Origin of the sequence: Modicisalibacter ilicicola DSM 19980 (genome assembly GCF_900128925.1) — a bacterium.
In the GTDB taxonomy this organism is placed as follows: domain Bacteria; phylum Pseudomonadota; class Gammaproteobacteria; order Pseudomonadales; family Halomonadaceae; genus Modicisalibacter; species Modicisalibacter ilicicola.
Genome location: NZ_FQUJ01000010.1, coordinates 1 through 14,907 on the forward strand (window position 1 = coordinate 1; position 14,907 = coordinate 14,907).

The window sequence follows — 14,907 nt, forward strand, 5'->3', positions numbered from 1 at the left end:
GGCCATCCGTTACAACCCTGATATCAGCGACCAGTACGCGCGCTTGAAGGCGCGGGGCAAGCCGTCGCTGTCGGCGCTGGGGGCGGCCATGCGCAAGCTGGTGCATATCGCCTATGGCGTGTTGAAGTCGCAGAGCGAATATCGGCCACAAGGGGTATAAGCCTCCTTGCAGCCGGTATCGAGAGACGGTATCTACAGGACGTGCTCATCATCGGAAGAGAAATAGAGTCAGACCTTCCAGTGCCAATGTAACCGACAGCACGAGGTAGGAGCCTGGTTTACCGGGCGATGGCGACAGGCACCGATCGCTCGATGAATCGAGCTCCTACAGGACGTACTCATCATCAGGAGATGCAGAAGATGCTGAACTGGGACGATTTCCACGACGACGACACCGTCACCGCCCCGGCCCCTGGCCAAGCCAAGCCGGCCGCTCCGACGCCCCAGGCGGCGCCGAAGGCCGATGCCGAGGTCAAGGAAAACGCCGGTAGCTACGAGATTGCCGATACCGACCGCATCTCACGGGCCGAAAAGGCCCTGGACGAACTCGATATCGCCGCGGGCCTGGAAGAGCTGGAAATGGGTGCCGGCCGCGTCGAGGTCGACGACAAGCGCATGATCAATGCCCGGGCCGACGTCAACCAGCTCGTGCCCTTCAAGTACGACTGGGCCTGGCAGAAGTATCTCGACGGGAGTGCCAACCACTGGATGCCCCAGGAGATCAACATGAACGCCGACATCGCCCTGTGGAAGAGCGCTGACGGCCTGACCGAGGACGAGCGGCTGATCGTGATGCGCTCGCTGGGCTACTTCTCCACCGCGGATTCGCTGGTGGCCAACAACCTGGTACTGGCGGTCTACAAGCAGATCACCAACCCGGAATGCCGCCAGTACCTGCTGCGCCAGGCCTTTGAAGAAGCCATCCACACCCACGCCTACCAGTACTGCGTGGAGTCGCTGAGCATGGATGAAGGCGAGGTCTTCAACATGTATCGCGAAGTCGACTCCGTGGCACGCAAGTCCGCCTGGAGCTTGAAGCACACCCAGGCCTTGGGGCGTCCCAACTTCCAGACCGGCACCCCGGAGACCGACCAGGAGTTTTTGCGCAACCTGATCGGCTTCTACGTGGTCACCGAAGGCATCTTCTTCTACTGCGGCTTCAGCCAGATCCTCTCCATGGGCCGGCGCAACAAGATGACCGGTGTTGCCGAGCAATTCCAGTACATCCTGCGCGACGAGTCCATGCACCTGAACTTCGGCATCGACATGATCAACCAGATCAAGATCGAGAATCCGCACCTGTGGACGCCGCAGTTCCAGGACGAGGTCACCCAGATGATCCTCGAAGGCACCCAGCTCGAGATCGAATACGCCCGGGACACCATGCCCCGGGGTGTGCTGGGCATGAACGCCGCAATCATGGAGGAGTACCTGCACTTCATCTGCAATCGCCGCCTGGCCCAGATCGGCTTGAAGGAGCAGTTCCCCGGGGCGAGCAACCCCTTCCCGTGGATGAGCGAGATCATCGACCTGCGCAAGGAGAAGAACTTCTTCGAGACCCGGGTCACCGAGTATCAGGTGGGCGGTGCCTTGAGCTGGGATTGATCGACAGGCCGACAGTCGGCGCACCGGGTCAACCAGGATCGGGCAGGCCATGGGCCTGCCCGATTGCATTTGCATTCATGCAGCGGTGTGATGCGCTACCCCTTGGGGCCGAACAGCAGCCAGAGAATCAACCCGATCAACGGGAAGAAGATGAGCACGATTATCCAGATGACCTTGGCCAGGGTGCTGGCACCACTTTTGGCCACCTTGACGATGGCCCAGATGACGATGATCAACCAGATCAGGCTTAGCAGACCACCAAGGGCGTTCCCCAGGCTGCTGAACAAACTATCCATATCCTCTTCTCCTTGATGAATCGTTGCGTGTTTCCCTTCTCGAAGCGTACGGACCTGCGCCATCGTCACCTTATCACATCGGCCGTACCACTGAGCTTCGCGCCAGGCAACGGCAGGGCTTGGCGGTCTAGCTGTTGGCTTGCCCCCGCACGTTGTACTGCCAGGCCCGATCTTCGTCCATCATCTTCTTCGCCGCATAGATCAAGACGAACTGGATGACAATGACGGGCAGCCCCATCAGTCCCGACACGACTTCGAGTGGGGGCAGACCACCGATGCGCATGAGGATCAGCGCCACCGCGGTGATGATCGCCGCGATGATGATACGCAGCATCTTGGGCGGCTCGTACTTGCTCATGTCCTCCGTGCTGGTGTAGGCCGCGACGGTGTACGTCGTCGAATCCAGTGTCGTCGTCAGGAAGATCATCGCCACGACGATGAAAATGGCAATGGCAATGTCGCCAAAGGGCAAGGTGGAGAGTATTTCCGGTATCGCCGCCATGCGCTCCTGGTTTTCGACCAGCTGAAGAACGCCCAGATCGCCTTGAAGGTACTGGTAGACTCCCAGCCCCCCCAGCACGGCGGTTGCCACCCAGGCAATCAGCGTGGGGGCCAGCAGGTAAGTCAGGATCAGTTCCTTGATGGTACGGCCCTGGGAAATCTTGGCCGCAAACACGCTGTGCAGCAGCGCCCAGGTGGCACTATAGGCAAACCAGAAAACCGTATTGCTCTGCACGTGCGAGGCTCCTCCATCGTGCACGGCGTCCGTGCCCAGCGACATCCGAACATAATTCGACAGCAAAAAGGCCACGCTATCCGAGAAGTAACTCATGATGAACACGCCGGGCCCGGCGAGCACGACGAACAGGGCAAAGCCCCCGGCGATGTACATGTTCCAGGTACTGAGCCGCTTGATCCCCTTCTCGATACCCAGGTAGGCACTGACCGAGAAGAGCAGCACCCAGACGATCGTCACCACGATGGTCATGGTGAAACTCACCTCGGTCCCCATCAGTTCCGCCAGGTTATAGGTGATGATGGGCGCACCGAGACCCAGGGTGACCGCTGCCCCGGTCAGGATGCTGACGAGGAAGAGTATGTCGAGAAGCTTGCCCCCCAGGCCATCGACCACCCTGTCGCCGAAAAGTACCCGGGACGCCTCCGAAATCCTCATCAAGGGACGCTTGCGAACGTGCAGTATGTATCCCATCGCGGGAGCGATCATCACGAAGATCGCGAATACCTGAAACCCCCACAGGAACATGCTGTAGGCATTGCCCCACAGCAATGCCTCCGGCGAGCCTGGGGCCACGCCCCCCGGCGGGTCGTTGGCCACCGAGGTCCACTGCAGCATGGCGGTACGCATGATCGTCGAGCCGATGCCCATCGCGATCAGGATGGAGGAGTATTCGAACAGGGTGAAACGGGGCTTCTCCCGGGGGTCCCCCAATACGACCCGGCCGTATCTGGAAAACGAGAGATAAAGACCCGCCACCACCAGCGCCACGCCGTACCAGAGGTATCCCCAACTGAACACATCGACGATGGTGTCGAATATTGCATTCAACAGCGTCAGGGATTCCTGTTCATACAGGACGAACGGAACACTGATCGCAATCACGATCAGCAGCGACGGCACGAACACCTTGTAATCAATCAGGCTCTTCTTCATCCAGCTTCCCTGCCACGGCATGTACGAGGCGCTCATCTTACGCCCTGCATCCGCCAATACCTTAATCTATACAAAAGGCGGGCAGGTCGATTGTGACCCGCCCGCTCCGTGCCCGACGTGGAATCGCTAGCCCTTGGGGCCGAACAGCAGCCAGATGATCAGACCAACCAGGGGGAAGATGAGCAGTACCAGAATCCAGATCACCTTGGCGGCGGTGCTGGCCGCGCTCTTGGCGACCTTGACGATGGCCCAGATGAGGATGATCAGCCAGATCAGGCCCAACAGGCCGCCTACTTCGATACCCATAAGCACACTCCTTATGCAACTGAGGGGTTCAACCTATTCATAAGTAGCATAACGTGTTGAATCGGCACAACCTCGGCCAGTGACCGGCTGTCATCGACATGGAGTGTGAACCGGTCAACCCTGGCTTGCCGGGCTCAATACCATGGTGGCGCCACGAATCTCGATGTCGAAGCGCCTCAGAAAGCTCATCCCCAGCAGCGCGGTCTCTCCCCCGAGTCCCGGGTTGATCGAACCGCGCACGTCTTTCGCGCTGAGCCCACCCAGGGTGATCTCGTCGATGGTCGTCAGGTGCCCGCGAACGCGGCCGTTGGCGGTATTGAACTCGGCGCTGGCACCACGCTGCAGACCGAGGCGATCGGCGAGGTTGGTGGGCACCGCGACCAGGCTTGCCCCGGTATCCAGCAGGAACTCCACGGGTTGATCGTTGATGCGCCCGGTCGCGACGAAGTGCCCCGAGGCGTTGCGCTCCAGGGTGATGGGCTCGTTGCCCTCCCCGACCCACTGGACGAGATCGGCATTGGGGTTGCGTCGCTCGTCGAGCAGCCCCTGGAACCACCAGGCCCCCATGCCCAGCACGATCAGCCAGAATAGCAGCAGCATGCCGATCCCGGTGCGCCGCAGTGTCTTGTCGTCGTCTTTCACGCTGAATTCGACCACCTCTCGAGTGGAATGGTGTTGCTTACCGGCAATGTCCACCCCGCTAGATGGCATTACCCGATTGAGCATCGTTACCCTTGTCGAGCCGATGGATGGCCTCGTCGCCCTGGCGTGCCAGGGTCTGCAGCCGATCGATCTGCTCGTCGAGCCGCGGCAGCGCATCGCGGCGATAGCGCGAGACGTCGTCGATTGCCGCCAGCACGTCGCCGAAGGCCTGTTCGAGCTTCTCCATGTCGAGCATCGCCGTGGCGGAGCGGTTCTGGATCTCCACCCCCTGGCTGCGCAGGGACTGGGCGGTGCCGGCGATCATGTCCGAGGTGGTGGCATTGAGCGCCTCGACCCGGTCGAGCACCAGGCGCTGGTTGGCCAGGGCCAGGGCCACGGTGACGGCGACGGTCAGCGCCGAGACGGTGACGTTGATGGCGCGATCCACCCCGCGAATGAGTTCGCGGTTGTTGCGGATGACCACCTCCAGCGCCAGTACTCCCTGCTGGCTGACGGCCAACTGCTGCTGCAGGTCGACGATACGCTGGCGCAGCGGGAAGAGCAGTTCCTCCTCGATGAAGGCGCGCTGCGGGTCGTCATCGTTCAACGCCGCCACTCGGGCTTCCAGGCGCTCGTCGATCAGTCGGCCCAGGGCGATCTGCTGCTGCAACTGCCCGAGGATGTCGCGCAGCGCCGTCTGGTCGTCGCTCAGGGTCAGGTTGTCGCGACGCAGCATGTCGCGTCCGTCCTCCAGGTCGCGGATGATCGCATCCAGCGCCTCCTGGGCGCTTTCATACTTGCGAAAGTAGCGCTGCATGTTGTTGCCCACGCCGGGAATACGCCCCAGCAGCCGATCGAGCCCGCCCCGGGTCAGCTTGTGGCGGTTGGGATCGAGCGCTGTCATGCGCTCGCGCAGGCTGGTCAGCGCCTGGGCCACCGGGCCGCCGTCGTCGCCGTGGTGGGCAAGCTTGCGGATGGGCGTCTGCAGCATCTCGCTGCGATAGGCGGCCTGGCGCTGTATCTCGCCGCCCATCTCGTCCACGGCACGACGCTGGCGCTCCGCGCTCTCCTCGGCACTCAACAGCTCATCGACGAAGGCATCGGCTCGGGCGGCCAGGGTAGCGTCGTCGTCCTGCTCCTCCCGGGATTCGAACTCCCCCCGCAGATGCGTTGCGATCTCGTCCACCGGCGGCAAACGCAGCTGCCTTTCCGCGTTGCCTGTCGTGCGCTCACCACTCATAGGCTCTTAATCCTCCAGGATCTGGAAATACCATAGCGCATCAGCGCTGCCGCCCGTAACGTTCCGCCCGTTCGACGAAGTGGCTCAGGTCGCGCAACGCCTGATCCGCGTCGACCGACGCCTGGGGCCTCCCCGTCTCGATACGCGCCATGGCCACGGCGGCATCGTCCAGGGCGGTCAGCGCCGCCTCATTGCGGGCGCTGAGTTCGTCCAACTGCTGCTGGGTTTCGGTGAGCAGGGTGAGACGGCGTTCCAGGGTGGCACGTTCGGTCAGGGTCAGCCGGTTGCGCTCCCGGGACAGGCGGCGGCGCACGAAGTCACCATCCACGCCGGCAATGCCACTGGCCTGGGAGGCCATGCGGGTCAGGTTGTCCACGGCGGCGAAGCAGACCTCCGCGATCAGGCTGCGTGAGCGCTCGAAGGCCAGCTCGCTCCTGTCGAAGCGCTCGAGCAGGACATTCGTGACACGACGGTAGCGGCTGTAGAGACGATCGGCCTGGACGGCGAGCTGCGGCTGGCGTACCTCGATCAGGCGCTGCTTGGCGGTGCACAGCGCCCGGACGACATCGTCGGCATCCGCCGGAGGATGCTGGGGATCGAGGGTAACACTGCCCGCTTCGCTCGCCTCCCGGGCCTCCTGTTGCTGGCGTCGCGCGGCCTCGGCAGCAAGCTGTGCCTCGAGCCGGCGCTGCTTGCGCCGCCTCAGCCAACCGCGAATGCGCCGCTCGACCGGCAAGCCCACCGCCACCGCGCCCAGCCCGGCGAGCCAGCCCAGCAGGCTGGGGCCGAACCCGCCCCACAGGGAAGTCAGCCACAGCAGCATGGCGATGAACGGCACCGTGAGCCAGTAGCGAATCACCACCTGCAGGCGGTCCGGCATCGACGTAGCGAGAGCATGCCGCGGGCTGACCATGCCGACCAGGAACCACGGCAGACAGGTGATGAACAGCCCGTAGGCAAATCCTTGGAGGAATCCGAGCATGTATGAAAGGCCTGTCGACTCAGGAGAGACTAGATTACCGCGACAACTTGCGGTGCGTACGGTTTAGAGAGGAGATATGGGCTCAACGTTCGTTTTTCCACCAGTTCGGCAACAGGCGCTGTACCCGGGGCCGGGCGAAACGATCGTCGATGAGATGGATCACGCCGCGATCCTCTTGGGTGCGAATCACCCGCCCGGCGGCCTGAACCACCTTCTGCAGGCCGGGATAGAGATAGGCATAGTCGTAACCGTCGCCGAACAGCACGCCCAGACGCTGGCGGAACTGCTCGTTGACCGGATTCACCTGCGGCAGGCCCAGGGTGGCAATGAAGGCACCGATCAGGCGTTCCCCGGGCAGGTCGATGCCCTCGCCGAAGACGCCGCCCAGCACCGCGAAGCCGATACCCTGGCCACCTTCCCTGAAACCCGCGAGAAACCCCTGGCGCGACGGCTCGTCCATGCGCCGCGATTGTGCCCAGAGAGGAACCGCCGGGCAGCGCTCGCGGAACAGGGCGGCGACCTGCTCGAGATATTCGAAGCTGCTGAAGAACGCCAGGTAATTGCCCGGCCGCGCCGCGAACTGCTCGGCCATCAGCTCGACGATGGGGGCAAGGGACGCCGCGCGGTGATGAAAGCGTGTCGAGACCTTGTCGACGACCCGGACCGACAACTGCTCGGCACTGAAAGGCGACTCCACCTCGAGCCAGGGCGTGTCCGCCGGCAGGCCCAGCAGGTCGCCGTAGTAGCGGCTGGGGCTCAGGGTCGCCGAGAACAGCACCGTGGCCCGGGTCGCCTCGAAGCGCGGGGTCAAAAATCCCGCCGGCACGACGTTTCTCAGGCACAGCGTCGAGAGCGTGGCACCGCGCCGGCCGGCCTTGAAGGTCATGTCGAACAGCGAATGTTCATCGAACAGCTCGGCGACACGGCAAAAGTGCATCGCCTCGAAGTAGAAGGTCTGCAGCGCAGCGTCGAGGCCGGCCGGCTGCTCGGTGAGGTAGTCGGTGATCGCGGCGACGGCGTTGTGCAGGGCGCCCAGCAGCTTCGTCGGGAGCGAGTCGAGCACGCGATAGTCCGAAGACACCCCCGCCGCTTCGACGCTCTTGTCGAGAGCCCGCCATTGCCGAGCGAGGCGATCCAGCGGCTTCTTGAGCGGGCCCGGCGCCGTCCGGCGTACCGCCTTGAAGGCCGCCTGGTCCAGTTCGGCGCTGTACATGCGCCGCGCCCGCTCGACCAGGTTGTGGGCCTCGTCCACCAGTACGCCGACTCGCCACCGATTGGCGACGGTAAGGCCGAAGAGCATGGCGTTGAGATCGAAGTAGTAGTTGTAGTCCCCCACCACCACGTCGCTCCAGCGCGCCAGCTCCTGACCCAGGTAGTAGGGGCAGATGCCATGGGCCAGGGCCACGTCGCGCAGCGCTGCCTGATCGAGCATGGCGTGCGAAACGGCGGCCTGGCGGGCTTCGGGCAGGCGATCGTAGAAGCCGCTGGCCAGCGGGCAGGCCTCGCCGTGACACGCCTTGTCCGGGTGCTCGCAGGCCTTGTCCCGGGCCACCAGCTCGAGTACCCGCAGCGGCGCCGGCTCATCCGCCTCCTCGGGCACAAGCGTCGCCAAGGCTTCGAGCGCCAGCCGGCGCCCGGGGGTCTTGGCGGCCAGGAAGAACAGCTTGTCCAGGTGCTGCCGGGGCAACGCCTTGAGCATGGGAAACAGCGTGCCCAGGGTCTTGCCGATGCCGGTGGGCGCCTGAAGCATCAGGCAGCGGCCGGTGCCCACCGCCTTGTAGACCGCCTCGGCCAGGGGGCGCTGGCCGGTACGGAAGCCCGCATGCGGGAAACCCAGCGCATTCAGGGCGCTGTCCCGTGCCGCGCGATGGGCCATTTCCTGGTCGGCCCAGGCAATGAAGCGTTCGCACTGCTCATGAAAGAACTCCTCGAGGGTCTGCGCGGAGAACGTATCGCGCAGCAGGGTCTCGCGCTGGCTGACGATGTCGAAGTAGACCAGGGCCAGACATACCTCCGAAAGGCCTCGGCTGTGGCACAACAGGTGGCCGTATATCTTCACCTGGGCCCAGTGCAGCGCTCGATGGTTGGCCGGCATCCACGCCAGATCGCCGCGAAAGGTCTTCACCTCCTCGAGTTGATTGCGGGCGGGATCGTATCCATCGGCCCGGCCCCGCACCTCGAGATGCCGATACTCGCCGCCGAGCGGGATTTCACGCTCGTAGCCCTCGTCGCGCCGCGAGGCCACCAGCCCATGGCCGGCGATGCCCTGCTGGGCAGAGGGTGACGGCGTGAAGCGCAGGTCGAGATCGCCGGCCTTGGCGGTGAACTCGCAGAGGGTGCGAACGGCAATGCTGTAGTTCATGGGGCCGTGCCATCTTGCTGCCATTGCACATAACACACCGTGACCGGCATCCCATGCTCGGCGCAGAAGTCCAGCCAGCGCAGCTGATTGTCCTGCAGGCGATCCCCCGGCCCTTTCACCTCGATCATACGGTAGCGTGGCTGCGCCTGATCTCCGCCGGCATCTCGGTCGGGCCAGAACTGGATCAGGTCCGGCAGGCCGGCGCGGTTGGCCTTGATGTCCCGCAGCAGGCGTTCGAACCAGAGTCGCAGATGAGTCGCGGGGAAGCAGGCCAGGGCCCGCTCGAGCAGCGCTTCGTCGAGGATGCCCCAATGCACGAACGGCGACTGCAAGCCCTGCTTGGCGACGAAGTTCTTGCGAATCGTGGCCCGGTAGGCATTCGAATCGAGTTGCGCCAGGCAGGCGTCGAACCATGCCTGGCGGCGAGCCTGGAAATCCGGTCGCAGCAGGTCCGCCGGGCCGCCGTGGAACGGGTGAAAGAAGGCCCCGGGTAGCGGCGCGAAGATCGCCTCCCAGCAGAGCAGGCCGAACAGCGAATTGACCAGGGCGTTCTCGACGTAATGCACCGGCCCCGTGGCCTCGTCGAGATGCTCGCGCACCACGCTCTCCACGCGGCGCGTGTCTTCGGGTCTTGGCAACACAAGATCGATTCGCTCGACCGGCGCCGGGTCGCGACGTACCGGCCTGGCCAGCCCCAGCTTGCGCCGCAGGCGGGGCACGACACGGCCGAGATGCTGGATTTCGGCCTCGCTTTCCGGAGTCAGTTCCATCTCGCCCGCCAATTCCAGGGCGGTCTCGAAACGCTCGCTGCGCTCCAGCACGCGCAGGCGACGCAGGCGTGCGCCTGGGTGGCTGCAGTCCTCGTAAAGCCTCAACGCAATGTGCAGCAGCGCATGGCGCTCGCAGTGCTGCCCCAACTGATACAGCAGCTTGGCGCGCCGGGATTCGAGCCAGGGGTTGTCGACGAAGGCCGGTGGCACCTCGGCGAGCACGGCTTCCAGAGCGTCGCCGGCCTCGAAACGCTCCCGGCAGCGGTGCAGATGCAGGTAGGCATCCACGTCGCCGCGATCCTGGAAGGCACGGGAAGCCTGGCTGAAGGCGACACGCTCGTAGCGAAAGATCCCCAGATCGGCGAGCACGAACTCCGAGAAATCCTGGCGCAGGTTGCCGAAGAACATCAGCCGCAGGCGGTCGCACAGCGCCATGAGCGGCAGTGCATAGACGCGGTCATCGCTGGCCGGGCACCAGACAGCGAAACGTCGGGCACCGGGAAAGGAGGGCCGCAGCGCCTCCAGCAACGCGGGTTTCCGTGCCTTGGCATTGCCAAGGTGATCCTTGAAGGCGGCGACGAGTTCAGCCTTGGTCAGCAGGCCGAAGAGCGCGTCCAGGGTCAGTTCAGGTGCCGCGTCGATCAGGCCCTGGGTAATCAGCGGCTCTGCCGCCTCGCGGGTGGCGCCTATCTCGGGGTAGGCGAGCTTGCTGGCCCGGAACAGCGTCCCCTTGCGCATGATCATGCGCACCAGCAGGGCCTGGGAAGCCTGGGGCAAGCCGTGGAAAGCGGCGATGACCTCGAGTTCCCGAGCATCCAGCAGATCGCCATAGCGCTCGCCGACCCAGTCGAGCACGAAGCGAAAGTTGATCAGGTAATAGAACGGGTCATCCACCGAGGCGGCGAAGGAGTGAGAGTCCAGGGCACTGTTCATTCATCCATGATAGCAAGCTTGAACACGGCCCGGAACACGCCAGGACCCGGGTCGCCATTAGCGAACCTCTCTCGATTGATTCATATCAAGCGACATCCGCCTGCCAAGCCTTAGACTGATAACCAATCCACATCGGCGACTGCCTAACAGAGCATTGCGTCCAGCAGACACCGTTCGTGAACACGAACAAGGGAATCCCATCCTGGCTCATGGCCCCGTCGACAGCTACGCGGCCTTCAAGAGGAGCTTTCATGGATAGTGACGATGACTACTCCCATTTCTCCACCTCTGGCGATTACGTTCATCGGCTAGTCGATAGTCTCAGCGAGTTGCGCCAGCTGCATAGGCATCACTTGCTCGACAGCCTGCAGGAGCACCAGCAGGACATCTTGGCGCCCCTTGACCTATCAAGTCGGCAAGGGACGAAGCTCGACGAGCTATACCAGCGGCTTGCTGGGTGATACCGGGAAACTATGGCGACACCTGCAAGCGCTGTTCGAGCAGCCGTCAGACCAGCGACTCCAGGCCGGCACGCCGAAAGAAAACATATCGAAAGGCGGATCATCGAGAGGGAAGGTATCGAAAAGCCAATGAGTTCGGGCGTGGACAACGCCGGTCGCCTCGTCCCTCGGCTTGACAGTTTGAGTGTCACCGGCGACTGGACCCTGGTCCACTACGCGACGTTGCAAGATCAGGTCGAGGCTGCCAGGGCGCGAATCGGTAACGCCGAGGTCTCAAGCCTCGACCTGAGTGAAGTGGTCACTCTGGATACTGCCGGCGCCGCTCTGCTGGTCGAGCTGCTGGGCGCCGAGAACATGACCGAGTTGACAAAGGATGCGCCGGATCTGCCGCCGGCCCGTCGAGCGCTGTTGCATACCGTGGCTCAAGCCATGGCGAAGCCGCTAACGCCGCAATACCAGGCGACATCACCGCTTATCGATTTTCTGGCCCGTACCGGCGAGGGGCTCGAGAGGTTCTGGCGGCAACAGCGTTTATTGCTTGGTTTTATCGGTCTGATCCTGAGCTCGCTGATTGCCACGCTCTGGCGTCCCGGCCGCTGGCGGATAACCGCACTGGTGGCGCAAATCCAGCAGACCGGCCTCTACGCCATCGGGATCGTCGCCCTGCTGACCTTTCTTGTCGGTGCGGTGGTCGCGTTCCTTGGCGCCACGGTATTGCAGAATTTCGGCGCGACGATCTACACCGTAGACCTTATCGCCTTTTCGTTCCTGCGAGAGTTCGGGGTTCTGCTGGCCGCGATTCTGCTGGCCGGTCGCACCGCCAGCGCCTTCACCGCCCAGATCGGTTCGATGAAGGCCAACGAGGAGATCGACGCCCTGCGCGCCCTGGGGTTGAACACCGTCGAACTGCTGGTGCTTCCTCGGGTGCTGGCGCTCCTGATGACCTTGCCGATTCTGACCTTTATCGGCATGCTCAGCGGCATTATCGGCGGCGCGCTGGTATGTCTTCTGGTGCTGGATATTTCCGCATTGCAGTTTGTCATTATTCTACAGGGGGTGCCCCTCAAGCACTTTCTCGTGGGTCTGGCCAAGGCGCCGATCTTCGCCTTTTTCATCGCGGCCATCGGCTGCCTGGAAGGCTTCAAGGTGAGCGGCAGCGCCCAATCCGTGGGGGAACACACCACCTCAAGCGTGGTGCAGTCGATCTTCATGGTGATTCTGCTGGACGCCATCGCTGCCCTATTCTTCATGGAGATGGGCTGGTGAACCGCGACTGCCCCCTGATTCGCATCCGCGACCTGGCCAACCGTTTCGGCGATCATGTGGTTCACGAGCATCTCGACCTGGATCTGTATTCCGGCGAGATTCTCGGGGTGGTGGGCGGCTCCGGCAGCGGCAAGTCCGTCCTGCTGCGCAGTATCGTCGGGCTGCGCCGACCCGATGAGGGCAGCATCGAGGTGTTCGGCGAGGACCTGCAGTCTCTGTCGGAGCGCCGCCGCTCGAAGCTTGAGCGGCGCTTCGGCGTGCTGTTCCAGCGCGGCGCGCTGTTTTCCTCTCTTAACCTGCAGGAGAACGTGGCCTTTCCGATGATCGAGCATATCGGGCTCGCGCGTTCCGAGGCGGAGTTTCTGGCTCGGGTCAAGCTGGCGCTGGTCGGGCTGCCGGTGAACGCGGCCTTGCAGACGCCCGCGGAACTGTCAGGGGGCATGATCAAGCGCGCCGCCCTGGCCCGCGCCCTGGCGCTGGACCCGGAAGTGCTGTTTCTCGACGAGCCCACTGCGGGCCTGGACCCCATTGGCGCGGCGGACTTCGACCAACTGCTGCTGACCCTGAGAAACGCCCTGGGTCTGAGCGTGTTTCTGGTCACCCATGACCTGGATACCCTGTACCGCACCTGCGACCGGGTCGCGGTGCTGGCAAAGCGGCGGGTGCTGGTGGCGGGCCGCCTGGAGGCGGTAGAAAACGTCGATGATCCCTGGGTGCGCGACTACTTCCACGGTCCACGCGCCCGGGCCGCGCGACAATCGCCCCCTTCCTCGGAGAAAAGCTGACATGGAACCTCGCGCCCACCACGTGCTGATCGGCCTGTTCGCCCTCATTACCCTTGGCGGTTGCCTGCTGTTCGCCCTATGGTTGGGCAAGTCCAGCGTCGAGCGTGACTACAGCTACTATGAAGTTCGCTTCGAGCAGGCGGTCAGCGGCCTGGCCATCGGCAATACGGTGCAATACAACGGTATCAAGGTAGGGGATGTGGTGGATTTGTCTCTGGACCCTGAGGACCCTAGTCAAGTGCGGGCGCTGGTGCGGATCTATAGCGACATACCCATCAAGCGCGATACCCGGGCCAGCCTGAGGTTGGCCAATATCACCGGCAGCATGAGCATTCAGCTGCGTGGCGGCACACCACAAAGCCCGACGCTTGCCAGCGACCGCGACGACCCGGCGGTGATCACTGCCCAGCCCTCGCCGCTGCACTCGTTTCTGGCGGACGGGGAGACCCTGATCGAAAGCCTCGATCAACTGCTGGAGAGCGCCAACCGGCTACTTTCACCGAAGAATACCCAGCGTATCGAACGTATACTCGTGGATGTCGAGCAGCTCACCACCACCTTGGCGGAGCAGCGCGGCGAACTCGCTCAGGCGGCGACGAACGTCAACCAGGCCAGCCAGAAGGTCAACTCTCTATTGGAGAATCAGGGAAGCATGGCTTTCGACGATGCGCAACGCGCGATGGCAGCGCTGGTGCGCTTGAGCACTCGACTCGAATCGCTACTGGCGAATAACGAAGCCTCGCTCCATCAGGGGCTGGGCGATTTCGGGCCGGCGATGAACGAGTTGAACAGCGTGCTGAACAATGTGAATCGTATCACCCGACGCTTCGAGGAAAATCCCTCCGGCTATCTGTTCAAGGGTGACACCCTGCAGGAGTTTTCCCCATGAGCTCGAGTAACGTGGGCCTCGGTCCACGTGCCGCTTCCTGGAGGCTACTCGCTCTGACGATCCTATTGAGCTCGCTTGCTGCCTGTACGCTGCTGCCGGCGACGAAGCCCTTGCAAACCTTCGTCCTTCCCGCCGGATCCAGCACGCCCTCGGATGATGCACCGCTGAACGCCACGCTGCGCCTGGCAACTCCTCGCTCCAATGAGATTCTGAAGAATCGGCGCATCCTGGTCATGCCAGCACCGAATCAGCTGAACGTATATCAAGGCGCTCGCTGGAGCACGGACGCTCCGAGTCTGTTACGCGATCGCCTGACCGAAGCTTTTCGCCAGAACGGCCGCCTGTCCGGGGTGATTGGCGGCAGCAACCAGATCAAAAGCGACTTTGTATTGCTGAGCGAGCTGGATGCCTTTCATAGCGAATATGCGGCGGGTGCGCCTTGGGCGGTCATTCGCCTTGAGGCTCAACTGGTGGATAGCGCCAGCCGCAATCTATTGGCCAGCCAGTATTTTACGATCCGCGTCAAAAGCGAGGACGAGCGTCTTGAGTCCGTTGTCGAGGCGTTCGGCCGGGCGGCGGATGAACTCAGCCAACGGCTGGTCGGGTGGAGCCTCGCCTACCTCGGCGATCACATCGAAAGCTGATTTATATCAAGCAGCATCAACCCGTCATGCCTTAGACTTATGGCTAATACCTAT

General features: G+C 63.1%; 14 protein-coding genes. 6 read left to right on the top strand and 8 right to left on the bottom strand.

All coding sequences use genetic code 11. From position 1 onward, the window contains the following. Positions 1 to 360: 360 nt before the first annotated feature. On the top strand, positions 361 to 1,605 hold the full coding sequence (locus tag BUA41_RS11715) for a ribonucleotide-diphosphate reductase subunit beta (RefSeq protein ID WP_072823339.1): 1,245 nt from the start codon (positions 361 to 363) through the stop codon (positions 1,603 to 1,605). Between the two features lie 95 nt (positions 1,606 to 1,700). Here BUA41_RS11715 and BUA41_RS11720 read toward each other — a convergent pair whose 3' ends face one another. The 8 genes from BUA41_RS11720 to BUA41_RS11755 form a co-directional block, all read right to left on the bottom strand. After that, positions 1,701 to 1,880 carry a PLDc N-terminal domain-containing protein gene (locus BUA41_RS11720; RefSeq protein WP_217652816.1) on the bottom strand — a complete coding sequence of 60 codons (180 nt, stop codon included), beginning with the start codon at positions 1,878 to 1,880 and terminating at the stop codon, positions 1,701 to 1,703. A gap of 148 nt (positions 1,881 to 2,028) precedes the next feature. Then, positions 2,029 to 3,609 carry a BCCT family transporter gene (locus tag BUA41_RS11725; protein WP_217652812.1) on the bottom strand — a complete coding sequence of 527 codons (1,581 nt, stop codon included), beginning with the start codon at positions 3,607 to 3,609 and terminating at the stop codon, positions 2,029 to 2,031. 90 nt (positions 3,610 to 3,699) lie between these two features. Continuing rightward, positions 3,700 to 3,879 carry a PLDc N-terminal domain-containing protein gene (locus BUA41_RS11730; protein WP_072823048.1) on the bottom strand — a complete coding sequence of 60 codons (180 nt, stop codon included), beginning with the start codon at positions 3,877 to 3,879 and terminating at the stop codon, positions 3,700 to 3,702. Positions 3,880 to 3,993: 114 nt separating this feature from the next. Further along, entirely contained in the window at positions 3,994 to 4,590 is a 597-nt protein-coding gene (locus BUA41_RS11735) for a retropepsin-like aspartic protease family protein (protein ID WP_340641250.1), read from the bottom strand. Next, positions 4,580 to 5,761 (bottom strand): toxic anion resistance protein, encoded by a 1,182-nt coding sequence (locus BUA41_RS11740; RefSeq protein ID WP_072823050.1) that lies wholly within the window; start codon positions 5,759 to 5,761, stop codon positions 4,580 to 4,582. Before BUA41_RS11740 ends, BUA41_RS11735 begins: the two co-directional genes overlap by 11 nt. A gap of 40 nt (positions 5,762 to 5,801) precedes the next feature. Beyond that, a complete protein-coding gene (locus tag BUA41_RS11745; protein WP_072823052.1) occupies positions 5,802 to 6,743 on the bottom strand; it encodes a cobyrinic acid a,c-diamide synthase in 942 nt (313 codons plus the stop codon). 82 nt (positions 6,744 to 6,825) lie between these two features. Then, complete coding sequence (locus tag BUA41_RS11750) at positions 6,826 to 9,105, bottom strand: ATP-dependent DNA helicase (protein ID WP_072823054.1); 2,280 nt, start codon at positions 9,103 to 9,105, stop codon at positions 6,826 to 6,828. Beyond that, positions 9,102 to 10,808: a VRR-NUC domain-containing protein gene (locus BUA41_RS11755; protein ID WP_072823056.1), complete on the bottom strand. Its 1,707-nt coding sequence runs from the start codon at positions 10,806 to 10,808 to the stop codon at positions 9,102 to 9,104. The genes BUA41_RS11750 and BUA41_RS11755 overlap by 4 nt, the downstream gene beginning before the upstream one ends. A gap of 251 nt (positions 10,809 to 11,059) precedes the next feature. Between BUA41_RS11755 and BUA41_RS11760 the strand changes: the two genes are divergently transcribed. From BUA41_RS11760 to BUA41_RS11780, 5 genes are all read left to right on the top strand, one after another. Next, a complete protein-coding gene (locus BUA41_RS11760) occupies positions 11,060 to 11,269 on the top strand; it encodes a hypothetical protein (protein ID WP_072823058.1) in 210 nt (69 codons plus the stop codon). Between the two features lie 129 nt (positions 11,270 to 11,398). Further along, entirely contained in the window at positions 11,399 to 12,535 is a 1,137-nt protein-coding gene (locus BUA41_RS11765) for an ABC transporter permease (RefSeq protein WP_072823060.1), read from the top strand. Continuing rightward, the gene (locus BUA41_RS11770) at positions 12,532 to 13,320 is read left to right on the top strand and encodes an ABC transporter ATP-binding protein (RefSeq protein ID WP_072823062.1); all 789 of its coding nucleotides are present in this window, start codon (positions 12,532 to 12,534) and stop codon (positions 13,318 to 13,320) included. The genes BUA41_RS11765 and BUA41_RS11770 overlap by 4 nt, the downstream gene beginning before the upstream one ends. A gap of 1 nt (position 13,321) precedes the next feature. Next, a complete protein-coding gene (locus BUA41_RS11775) occupies positions 13,322 to 14,209 on the top strand; it encodes an MlaD family protein (protein ID WP_072823064.1) in 888 nt (295 codons plus the stop codon). Beyond that, a complete protein-coding gene (locus tag BUA41_RS11780; protein ID WP_072823066.1) occupies positions 14,206 to 14,853 on the top strand; it encodes an ABC-type transport auxiliary lipoprotein family protein in 648 nt (215 codons plus the stop codon). The genes BUA41_RS11775 and BUA41_RS11780 overlap by 4 nt, the downstream gene beginning before the upstream one ends. Positions 14,854 to 14,907 lie beyond the last annotated feature (54 nt).